The sequence below is a fragment of the Mesorhizobium sp. M7A.F.Ca.US.006.01.1.1 genome, assembly GCF_003997935.1.
Taxonomy (GTDB): Bacteria; Pseudomonadota; Alphaproteobacteria; order Rhizobiales; family Rhizobiaceae; genus Mesorhizobium.
Genome location: NZ_RZQL01000075.1, coordinates 16,871 through 27,159, shown reverse-complemented (window position 1 = coordinate 27,159; position 10,289 = coordinate 16,871). Strand labels below are relative to the sequence as shown.

General features: G+C 63.2%; 9 protein-coding genes. 3 read left to right on the top strand and 6 right to left on the bottom strand.

Annotated elements, in window-relative coordinates:
• From EN943_RS15270 to EN943_RS15255, 4 genes are all read right to left on the bottom strand, one after another.
• The coding region (locus EN943_RS15270) for a DUF4147 domain-containing protein (RefSeq protein WP_127413255.1) at positions 1–297 on the bottom strand (297 nt) is incomplete at its 3' end.
• The gene (locus tag EN943_RS15265; RefSeq protein WP_127413253.1) at positions 294–797 is read right to left on the bottom strand and encodes a heme-degrading domain-containing protein; all 504 of its coding nucleotides are present in this window, start codon (positions 795–797) and stop codon (positions 294–296) included. The genes EN943_RS15270 and EN943_RS15265, both read right to left, overlap by 4 nt.
• 144 nt (positions 798–941) lie before the next feature.
• Positions 942–2,258 carry a guanine deaminase gene (gene guaD, locus EN943_RS15260; protein ID WP_127413251.1) on the bottom strand — a complete coding sequence of 439 codons (1,317 nt, stop codon included), beginning with the start codon at positions 2,256–2,258 and terminating at the stop codon, positions 942–944.
• A gap of 2 nt (positions 2,259–2,260) precedes the next feature.
• Positions 2,261–3,478 carry a urate hydroxylase PuuD gene (locus EN943_RS15255; protein WP_127413250.1) on the bottom strand — a complete coding sequence of 406 codons (1,218 nt, stop codon included), beginning with the start codon at positions 3,476–3,478 and terminating at the stop codon, positions 2,261–2,263.
• Positions 3,479–3,640: 162 nt separating this feature from the next.
• On the opposite strand from EN943_RS15255, the gene EN943_RS15250 reads away from it, so the two are divergent.
• The 3 genes from EN943_RS15250 (at position 3,641) to EN943_RS15240 (ending at position 6,929) form a co-directional block, all read left to right on the top strand.
• Positions 3,641–4,561, top strand: a complete 921-nt coding sequence (locus EN943_RS15250; protein WP_027039874.1) for a LysR family transcriptional regulator — start codon at positions 3,641–3,643, stop codon at positions 4,559–4,561.
• 101 nt (positions 4,562–4,662) lie between these two features.
• Complete coding sequence (locus tag EN943_RS15245) at positions 4,663–5,676, top strand: LLM class flavin-dependent oxidoreductase (protein WP_127413248.1); 1,014 nt, start codon at positions 4,663–4,665, stop codon at positions 5,674–5,676.
• Positions 5,673–6,929, top strand: coding sequence for an LLM class flavin-dependent oxidoreductase (locus EN943_RS15240; RefSeq protein ID WP_127413247.1), 1,257 nt, complete (start codon positions 5,673–5,675; stop codon positions 6,927–6,929). The genes EN943_RS15245 and EN943_RS15240 overlap by 4 nt, the downstream gene beginning before the upstream one ends.
• Before the next feature lie 12 nt (positions 6,930–6,941).
• Here the strand turns inward: EN943_RS15240 and xdhC are convergent, their stop codons facing one another.
• The gene (gene xdhC, locus EN943_RS15235) at positions 6,942–7,823 is read right to left on the bottom strand and encodes a xanthine dehydrogenase accessory protein XdhC (protein WP_127413246.1); all 882 of its coding nucleotides are present in this window, start codon (positions 7,821–7,823) and stop codon (positions 6,942–6,944) included.
• A 74-nt stretch (positions 7,824–7,897) separates the two neighbouring features.
• Positions 7,898–10,243 (bottom strand): xanthine dehydrogenase molybdopterin binding subunit, encoded by a 2,346-nt coding sequence (gene xdhB / locus EN943_RS15230; RefSeq protein WP_127413244.1) that lies wholly within the window; start codon positions 10,241–10,243, stop codon positions 7,898–7,900.
• Between the last annotated feature and the right edge of the window lie 46 nt (positions 10,244–10,289).

The window sequence follows — 10,289 nt, the reverse complement described above, 5'->3', positions numbered from 1 at the left end:
GCGCGAGGCTTCCAGACCGGCAGCGTCCGGCACCGGATGAGCCGCCTCGATGATCTCGATGCGCTCGCAGGTCGCGCCATAGCCATAGCGGGTGACGACCAGCCCCTCGATGGGGCCGTCCCACACTTTCTCGAACGCTGCCGCCATCTGCGCCGAGCCTTTGCCCGCGCCGATGACGATGGTACGGCCCTTTGGCTTGGCCGGCAGATGATCCCTGATGGTTCGTTCCGGATCGGCGGCGGCGACGGCGGCGTTGAAGATGGAGACGAGGAACGATTTGGGGTCGAGCACGGTCATTCGGCTTCCCGAGGCAATGCCAAGCCACGCTTGTCGACGCCCAAATGATCGCACAGCGCATCGACGACGACGCCGTGATCCTCGCGCTCCGGCAATCCGGAAACGGCGATCACGCCAATGACGCCGGCGCTCTTGAGGGTCACCGGAAAGCCCCCGCCGGCCAGCACATAGTCGGCAATATCCAGCCCCTCACCAATCTTGAAGCTGCGGTCGGGGCGCTGCTGTTCCAATACCATGCGATAGGTGCTTCTCAGGAACCGTTTGACCACATTGATCTTGCGCCGCGCCCAGTCGGGATTGGAAGCGTTCGAACCAGGCATCGCGGCGTAGAACAGCGGCCGATCCCACAGCCTGATATCGACAATGATGGGCATGGCCTCGGCCAGTGCCCGCTCACGGATCGCTGCGCCGATCTCGAAGGCGACGGCCTCGTCGAACGCCGGGAAGACCAGCATCTCTTCCTGTTTCTGGATCAGAGCGATGTCGTCCGCAGCGGCCATTTTCTTTCTCCGAAGTCAGTCACAAATCGTGTGTACGACAAGCTCCGCCCGGTCAAGCTTCCGTCGCGGCGATCGTGTGGCCCCGCCAAGGGTCGACCCCCACTCCGTCGAGCTGCGGTCCTTCCCCTCGGGGTGAGGGGGGTCTTACCCCACGATCATGTCAGCCTTGGCTGGTCGCCCCGCCACATAAACCTCGCGGACAGTGCGGTCGTCACCCAGCGTTTGCAGGAGAAACAGTTCCTGTGCCAGCGTCTCGACCGTTTCCATCCTGAGCCGCATCGCCGGCGTCGCCCTGGCGTCGAGCACGACGATGTCGGCATCGGTGCCCTCGTCCAGGGTGCCGATCTTTTCCGCCACCGACAGCGCCTCGGCATTGCCACGCGTCATCTGCCAGAAGGACTGGAACGGGTTGAGCTTCTCGCCGTTCAGCGCGATCACCTTGTAGCCTTCGTCCATGGTGCGCAGCATCGAATAATTGGTGCCACCGCCGACATCGGTGGCGGCGGCGATCCGGATCGGTTTGTCGCGGCGACGAAAGCGCTGGTAGTCGAACAGGCCGGAACCGAGGAACAGGTTCGAGGTCGGGCAGAACACCGCCACCGAGCCACTGTCGGAAAGCGCATCCGCTTCGCGCTCCGACAAATGGATGCAGTGCCCGAACAGGCTCTTTTTCCCCAACAGCCCGTAGTGCTCGTAAACGTCGGTATAGTCACGCGACCACGGATAGAGTTGCTGCGTGAAGGCGATTTCGGCGTGGTTTTCCGACAGATGCGTCTGCATGTGCAGGTCGGGATATTCCCGACACAGCGCGCCCGTCATCTCCATCTGCTCCGGCGACGAGGTGATGGCGAAGCGCGGCGTGATGGCGTAGTGCTGCCGTCCCTTGCCATGCCACTCCTTGATCAGCGCCTTCGTATCGTCGTAGCCGGATTGCGGGGTGTCGAGCACGCCGTCGGGCGCATTGCGATCCATCATCACCTTGCCGGCGATGTTGAGCATGTTGCGGTCATGCGACTCAGCAAAGAAGGCCTCGGCCGAAGCCTTGTGCACCGAACAGTAGGCGGCAACCGTCGTGGTGCCATGACGCACCATTTCGTCGAGGAACAGCCGCGCGATGCGGCGGCCGTGCTGGGCGTTGGCGAACTTCGTTTCTTCCGGAAAAGTGTAGGTGTTCAGCCAGTCGAGCAGTTCCGCGCCATAGGAGGCGATGACCTGCATCTGCGGAAAATGCGCATGCGTATCGATGAAGCCCGGCAGCAGCAGATGCGGCCGGTGGTCGATTTTCTTCGCCGTCTCGCCGGCCTGCTTTTCAACATCGGCATAGGTGCCTGCGGCGACGATCCTGCCATCGCGGATCAGCAGGCCGCCATCCTCCTCGTAGCGCCAGGCGGAGTGGTCATCGATGGTTTGCGGCCAGCGCACGAAGGACAGCGTGCGGCCGCGCAGAAGTGTCGAATTCATGCTTATTTCCCTGCGCCTTCGAACCAGGCCACCAGCAGCGCGCGTTCTTTGTCCGTGATCTGGGAGACGTTGGCCGGCGGCATGGCGTGGCTGCGGCCGGCCTGCAGATAGATTTCCCGGGCGTGGTTGGCGATGTCGGCATCGGTGTCGAGCATCACGCCCTTGGGCGCATGATAGATGCCCTCATAGACCGGCTCCGCCGCATGGCACATCGAGCAGCGGCCGAGCACGGTGTCGCGCACCGCCGGGAAATGCGCTGAAGCGACATAGATTTGCGCCGCCGCCGATTCCTTGGGTTCGCCGGTCAGCACTTTCGGCGCGGTCGACAGCCAGATGATGATGATGAACAGGACGAGTGCCGCCATCCAGGTCCAGGTCGGGTTGCCCTTGCGCGCGTGGACCGAGTTGAAATAGTGCCGGATCAGCACGCCGATGATGAACACCAGCGAGGCGATAACCCAGTTGAACTCAGTGCCGAACGCCAGCGGATAGTGGTTCGACAGCATCAGGAACAGGACCGGCAGGGTCAGATAATTGTTGTGGAGCGAACGCTGCTTGGCGATCTTGCCGTATTTCGGATCGGGCTTGCGGCCGGCGATGAGGTCGGCGACGACGATCTTCTGGTTGGGGATGATGACCATGAAGACATTGGCCGACATGATCGTGGCGGTGATGGCGCCCAGATGCAGGAAGGCGGCACGCCCGGTGAACAGGTGCGTCAGCCCCCAGGCGATGAACACCAGCACGCAGTAGAGCACCAGCATCAGGCCGGTGTCGCTTTTTCCGAGCGGCGAGCGACACAGAAGATCATAGACCACCCAGCCGACGCCGATCGTTGCCAGCGACAGCAGGATGCCTGTAGGCACCGACATCGGCAGCACGTTGGGATCGATGAGGAACAGATCGGCTCCGGCATAATAGACGACGCACAGCATAGCGAAGCCGGACAGCCAGGTGGCGTAGGATTCCCATTTGAACCAGGTCAGGTGCTCGGGCATCTCGGCCGGCGCCACCAGATATTTCTGGATGTGGTAGAAGCCGCCGCCGTGCACCTGCCATTCCTCGCCGAAGGCGCCGACAGGCATGCCCGGACGCTGGCGCAGGCCAAGGTCGAGCGCGACGAAGTAGAAGGACGAGCCGATCCAGGCGATGCCGGTGACAACATGCAGCCAGCGCACGGCAAAACTCAGCCAGTCCCAGAAAATCGCGAAATCCATCATTGAAGTCGTCCCTGCCGATCGGATGACTTTACGGAGTGGCGCGCAAACGGAAAGAGGCGAGGTGCACGATGACTTTCAAAAAAAAATGGAAAATACTAGGGTAGTCACACGCAGCAGGATGGGAGCCGCCCGAAGGCGACCTCAGGAAAGCCACAGAACCGCATGGCCTATCTCGACAACATTGCCGTCTTCGTTCGCGTCGTCGAACTCGGCAATCTGTCGGCGGCCGGGCGCGACATGCGCATTTCTCCGGCGGTCGCCTCCAACCGCATCAAGGAACTGGAGAAGCACCTTGGCGTGCGGCTGTTCAACCGCACCACGCGGCAGTTGATGCCGACCGAGCATGGCACGGTTTTCTATGGAGGTGCCAAGCAGGTGCTGGAGGCGATCACCGAGGCCGAAGCTGCTGTATCGGCGCTTTCCGGCCAGCCGCGCGGCACCATCCGCGTGACCGCGCCGCTCGGCCTCGGGCGACGGCTGGTGGCTTCGGGCATTCCGGATTTCCACGACAAATATCCTGACATCGAGGTGCGGCTCAGGCTCTCGGACCACAATGTCGATATCATGAAGGAAGGCATCGACGTCGCCTTCCGGCTCGGCATCATCGAGGATTCCAGCCTCAGAATGCGCGGCATCATGGAATGCGAGCGCGTGCTGGTGGCGGCGCCAAAATATCTCGAGGCACGCGGCGAACCGATTGAGCCGCAGGAACTGATCGGCAAGAAGCATGATTGCCTGATGCTGCGTTATTCCGGCGCGCGCGAATATGTGTGGACGCTGCAGACCCCCACGGGCCCGCAGAAGTTCGAGGTACACGGGCCCTACGACACCGACGATGGCGACGTGCTGACCGGCTGGGCGCTGTCTGGACGCGGCATCATTAACAAGCCGCGCTTCGAGGTCGAGCCTTTCATCCGCGACCGGCGGCTGAAAGTGATCCTGAGCAGTACGCCGCCAACGCCGGTGCAGTTCGCCGCCGTCTATCCGCACAAGAAGCTGCAGGATCCAAAAGTGCGGCTGCTGCTCGACTTCATGGCCGAACGCTGCCAGCGGCTGATCAACGATCTGCTTGCTGGCAAATAATGCTGGCCGGCAAGTGACCGGCGTTTGGCACAGCGCCGGCGGTTGCCATCCCACGACGGCGAACATAGTTCTGGTGGTATTTCGTCTCGCAGGGACCATCGATGGACAACGGCGCCACAATGCATCTTGCCGTTTCGCTGTTTCCGGGGATCGCCGATCCATCACCGGGGCTGGAATTCAGCCGCCTGGCCAGTTTTGTGCAAAAAGCTGAAGCCGCCGGGCTGGACATGGTGCTGCTTGCCGATGCCGCGCCAGCTTCCGGCGGCGGTGCCGCGAACAGTCCGATGCCCTTCGAAGCGACCACTTTGCTGGCCGCATTGGCGACTGTCACAAGCAGGATCGGCTTGGTTGCCGCTGCCTCGACAATTGCCCAGCAACCCTACAATCTGGCACGCCGTTTCGCTTCGCTCGACATCATCAGCCATGGCCGCAGTGGCTGGAACGCAACCATGACGCAAGCGCCACGGGAAGCAGCCAATTTCAGCCGGCCCGAAGGATTTTCGCCTGACGATTTCCGCCGTCGCAGTGAGGAATATATCGGCATCGTGCAAGGTCTGTGGCAGGGCTGGGATGCGGACGCGCTGCTGTTCGACCAGAGCGGCGGCCGCTTCCACGACCCCGAAAAGATGCATTTTCTCGATCACAAGGGCGCGTTCTTTTCCGTGCGCGGACCGCTGAACGTCGCACGGTCACCGCAGGACAGGCCGGTGCTTGTCTTGTCGGGTCTGAGCGAAGCCGACCTGGATATTGCCGCCCGCACCGCCGATGTCATCCTGCTGGACGGCGGACCGGTGGAGGGCGCTACAGAACGCTATGACGATATCAGGCGCCGTGTCACGGCGTGCGGACGCGACCCAAATGCGGTGAAAGTGCTGACGAGCGTCGCGCCTGCCGCCGATGGAAAGCCGGCTGCCCTCGCCGACAGGCTGGAAAAGGAATTCCGGGCGAAAAGCTGCGACGGGTTCAACATCCTGATGCCGGCACAGCTTTCAGCGCTCGACGATTTCGTCGGCTTGGTTCTGCCGGAACTGAGCCAGCGTAGCCTGTTTCGAGAAAGCTATCGCGGAAAAACGTTGCGCTCGCATCTCGGGCTTGCCGGCGGAGGTGGCCAATGACCGCTCGCCAGATGAAGCTTGGTGCCTTTCTGTGGGCGACGGGCCATCACATCGCCGCCTGGCGCCATCCCAAGGTGCATGTGATGGCCGGCATCGACATCGACCATTACATCCAGCTGGCGCGCACGGCGGAGGCGGCGAAGTTCGACATGATCTTCTGCGAGGACGCCGCCGGCCTGCGCGAAGCCGATGTCGGCATTGCCAGCCAGACGTCGCGCTCGATCGGTTTCGAGCCGATCAGCCTGCTTTCGGCGCTTGCCGTCCAGACCAGCCGCATCGGCCTCGTCTCAACGGCCTCGACGAGCTACAACGAGCCCTATGGCCTGGCGCGAGCCTTCCTGTCGCTGGACCATCTGAGCGGTGGCCGGGCCGGCTGGAACCTGGTCACCTCGGCCAGCCCCATCGAGGCCGCCAATTTCGGCTCGACCGGCCTCAAGCCCCATGCCGATCGCTATGAGCGGGCGCGTGAATTCGCCGAAGTCGTCACCGGGCTCTGGAACGGCAAGCTCGGCGCCTCCGGCCACGACGGCCAGAGCTTTTCGGTTCGCGACCCGCTCGACCTGCCACGCTCGCCGCAAGGCGCACCGGTGATGGTCCAGGCCGGCGCCTCGGATGTCGGCCGCGACCTCGCCGCCCGCACCGCCGATGTGGTGTTCACGGCAGCGCAGACCTTCGAGGAAGCCAAGACCTTCTACGACGATCTCAAGGGGCGTCTGGCGGCCTATGGGCGCGAACCCGACGACATCAAGATCATGCCGGGCGTCGCACCGGTGGTGGCGGAGACCGAAGCGGAGGCCCGTGAAAAATACGAGGAATTGCAGGCGCTGATCCCCGACGATGTCGGCGTGGCGCTTTTGTCCAGCTACCTCAGCATCTCCGACCTGTGGCGCCATCCGATCGACGGGCCGCTGCCCGACCTGCCGGAGAGCGAGGGGATGAAGAGCAGGCAAGCGCTGGTCGTCGAGCAGTCACGCCGCGACAACCTTTCCATTCGCCAGCTGGCCCGGCATTTCGCGGGCGCGCGCGGCCATTGGCGCATCGTCGGCACAGCGGCCCATGTCGCTGACGAACTGCAGGCGCGGTTCGAAGGCGGTGCGGCCGACGGTTTCAACGTCATGCCCTCTTATTTCCCCGGCGAACTCGATGCCTTTGCCACGCTCGTCGTGCCGGAACTGCAGCGGCGTGGCCTGTTCCGCACGGAGTACGAGGGCCGCACATTGCGCGACCATCTGGGGCTGAAGCGGCCGGTTTAGCTGTGGCGCAGCTTAGCCTGCCATCACCCTGCCATGCGGAACTTGATGGTCGGCACTTAAGGCTGCGTTGTGACTGACCAGCGCGGTCATGATCTCGGCCGCCGCCAGCGCCGCGATGACCTGCGGGCGCTTGTCCTTGACGGTGTCGCCGCCAATTGGCGAGACGAGTCGGGCAAACTCGGCTTGGCTGCCGTCCGCCGATTTCAGGAACCAGTTCCTGAACGTTGCTTTCTTGGTCTTGGATCCGATCATGCCGACATAGGCGGTGTCGCCGCGTTTCAGCGCCTCGGCGACGATCAGGAAATCCAGCGCATGATCGTGGGTCAGGATGGCGAAGGCGGCGCCGGCGGGAGCGTTTCGCACCATCGCTTCCGGCATAGCTGTCAGCCGTGTCTCGACGGTTTCGGGCATGCCTTCCAGTGCTTCGGCTCGCGTCTCGATGACGACGCCGTGCACGGGAAGCAGTGCGATCGTCGACGCCAGCGCCTGGCCGACATGGCCGCCGCCGAAGATGTAGACATGCGGCAGGTGCGCCTCCTCGGCTTCAGCAACCGCAACCAGTTCGGCGGCAAGCGCGGCATCGACGAGCCGGATCAAAACTTCGACACGCCCGCCGCAGCACTGGCCGATCTCGGGGCCTAGTGGCACGTCGAGGGTGGCGCAGATCTCGTCGACTTCAATGCGGGCTTCTTTACCCACCATCTGCCGGGCCTTGTCGATCGCCATGTATTCGAGCTGACCGCCGCCGATGGTGCCAAAGATCGCCGTCTGCGAGACGAGCATGAAGGCGCCCTTCTCGCGTGGCGTCGAGCCTTTTGTTCCGGCCACTTCGACCAGGGCAACCCGGCCGGCGCTGGAGAGAAAGGCTTTCAGGCTTTGCACGTTCGAGTTCATGGTTCACGTTCCCGAATGGGAAATATAGGTTTTTTGGGCCCGGATTGCACGCATTGCCGACCCTGGGGCCGGATTCAGGCGCCGGCCTCTTTCTTCAGCCGCTCGATCGCCATCAGCACGCGTTCCGGTGTGGCGGGGGCATCGATGCGCGGGCAAATCCTGTTATCGGCGACACTGGCCACCGCGTCCGACAGCGCGTGCAGCACCGACATGCCGAGCGGGAACGGCGGCTCGCCGACCGCCTTGGAGCGGTGGATCGTCGGCTCGCCGGCTTCCGGCCAGTCGGCCAAGGTGATGTTGAAGATCTTCGGCCGGTCGGAGGCGAGCGGGATCTTGTAGGTCGACGGCGCATGCGTGCGCAGCCGGCCCTTGGCGTCCCACCACAGTTCTTCCGTCGTCAGCCAGCCCATGCCCTGGATGAAGCCGCCCTCGATCTGGCCGATGTCGATGGCGCGGTTCAGCGAGCGGCCACAGTCGTGCAGAATATCGGTACGCTCGACCATGTACTCGCCGGTCAGTGTGTCGACCGAGACTTCCGAACACGAGGCGCCATAGGCGAAATAATAGAAGGGGCGGCCCTCGCCCTTGTCGCGGTTCCAGTGGATTTTCGGCGTCTTGTAGAAACCCGCCGCCGACAGCTGGATGCGGGCCATATACGCCTGCTTGACGAGGTCGGCGAAGGCGATTTCCTGGTTGCCGATGCGGACCCGGTTGGGCAGGAACAGCACCTGATCGCGCGGCACCTGGTATTTTTCGGCGGCGAAATCGGTCAGTCGGTCCTTGATCTGGCGCGCGCCATTCTGCGCCGCCATGCCGTTGAGATCCGTGCCGGACGACGCTGCCGTGGCCGAAGTGTTCGGCACCTTGCCGGTCGTGGTCGCGGTGATCTTGACCTGGTCGAGGTCGATCTGGAATTCTTCCGCCACCACTTGCGCAACCTTGACATAGAGGCCCTGCCCCATCTCGGTGCCGCCATGGTTCAGATGCACCGAACCGTCGGTGTAGACATGCACCAGCGCACCGGCCTGATTGTAGTGCGTGGCAGTGAACGAGATGCCGAACTTGACCGGCGTCAGCGCCAGGCCGCGCTTGATGAAACGGCTGTTGGCATTGAAAGCCGATATTTCGCGCCGCCGCCGGGCATAGTTGGCGCTTTGCTCCAACTCGGCGACGATGCGCTGGATGATGTTGTCCTCGACCGTCTGGTGGTAAGGCGTGATGTTGCGATCTGATGTGCCGTAAAAATTCTTCTTGCGGATATCGAGCGGATCCTTGCCGACCGCAAAGGCCACCTCGTCGATGACGCGCTCGGCGCCAACCATGCCTTGCGGGCCGCCGAAGCCACGGAAAGCGGTGTTCGACACGGTGTTGGTGTAGAGCGGCGCCGATTGCGCATGCACCGTCGGCCAGAAATAGGTGTTGTCGCAGTGGAACAGCGCGCGATCGGTCACCGGGCCGGAAAGGTCCGACGAGAAACCGCAGCGCGCCGCGAACATGAAATCGACACCGAGGATGTTGCCCTCGTCATCGAAGCCGACTTCGTAGTCGACGAGGAAATCGTGGCGCTTGCCGGTGGCGATCATGTCGTCGTCGCGGTCGGGCCGGATCTTCACGGCGCGGTGATGTTTCTTCGCGGCGATCGCGGCCAATGCGGCAAACTGGTTGCCCTGCGTTTCCTTGCCGCCGAAGCCGCCGCCCATGCGGCGGATTTCCACCGTGATGGCGTTGCTCGGCACGCCGAGCACATGGCTGACCATATGCTGGACTTCGCTCGGATGCTGAGTCGAGGAATAGATGGTGACATCCTGGTCCTCGCCTGGAATGGCCATGGCGATGTGGCCTTCGAGGTAGAAGTGTTCCTGGCCGCCGATGCGCATTTTTCCCTTCAGCCGGCGCGGCGCCTGACGGATCGCAGTAGCGGCATCGCCGCGTTTCAGGGTGAGAGGCGGCGTGACGAGCTTGTCCTTCTTCGGATCGAGCGCACCAATGTCGGTGACGAAGGGCAATTCCTTGTATTCGACCTTGGCCAACCTGGTGGCGCGACGCGCCTGCTCGCGCGTCTGCGCAATAACGCAGAAGATAGGCTGGCCGTAGAATTGCACTTTGCCATCGGCCAGCACCGGCTCGTCGTGGCGGCCGGTCGGCGAGATGTCGTTCTCGCCCGGCACGTCACTGGCCGTCAGCACGTCGACAACGCCGGGCGCTGTACGCACCGCCGAGAGATCCATGCTGGCGATGGTGGCATGCGAGGCACTGGAAAGCCCTAGGCAGCCATGCAGCGTGCCGGCCGGTTCCGGCATGTCGTCGATATAGACGGCGGTGCCGCTGACATGTTTGTGCGCGGAATCGTGGCGCTGATCGGTGGCGACGCCGCCAGCGATCTTTTCGGCTTTGAGGTTGGGCGCAGCGTGCTTGTTCATCGTGCGCTCCCTTTCCCTTCTCCCCGTTCACGGGGAGAAGGTGGCC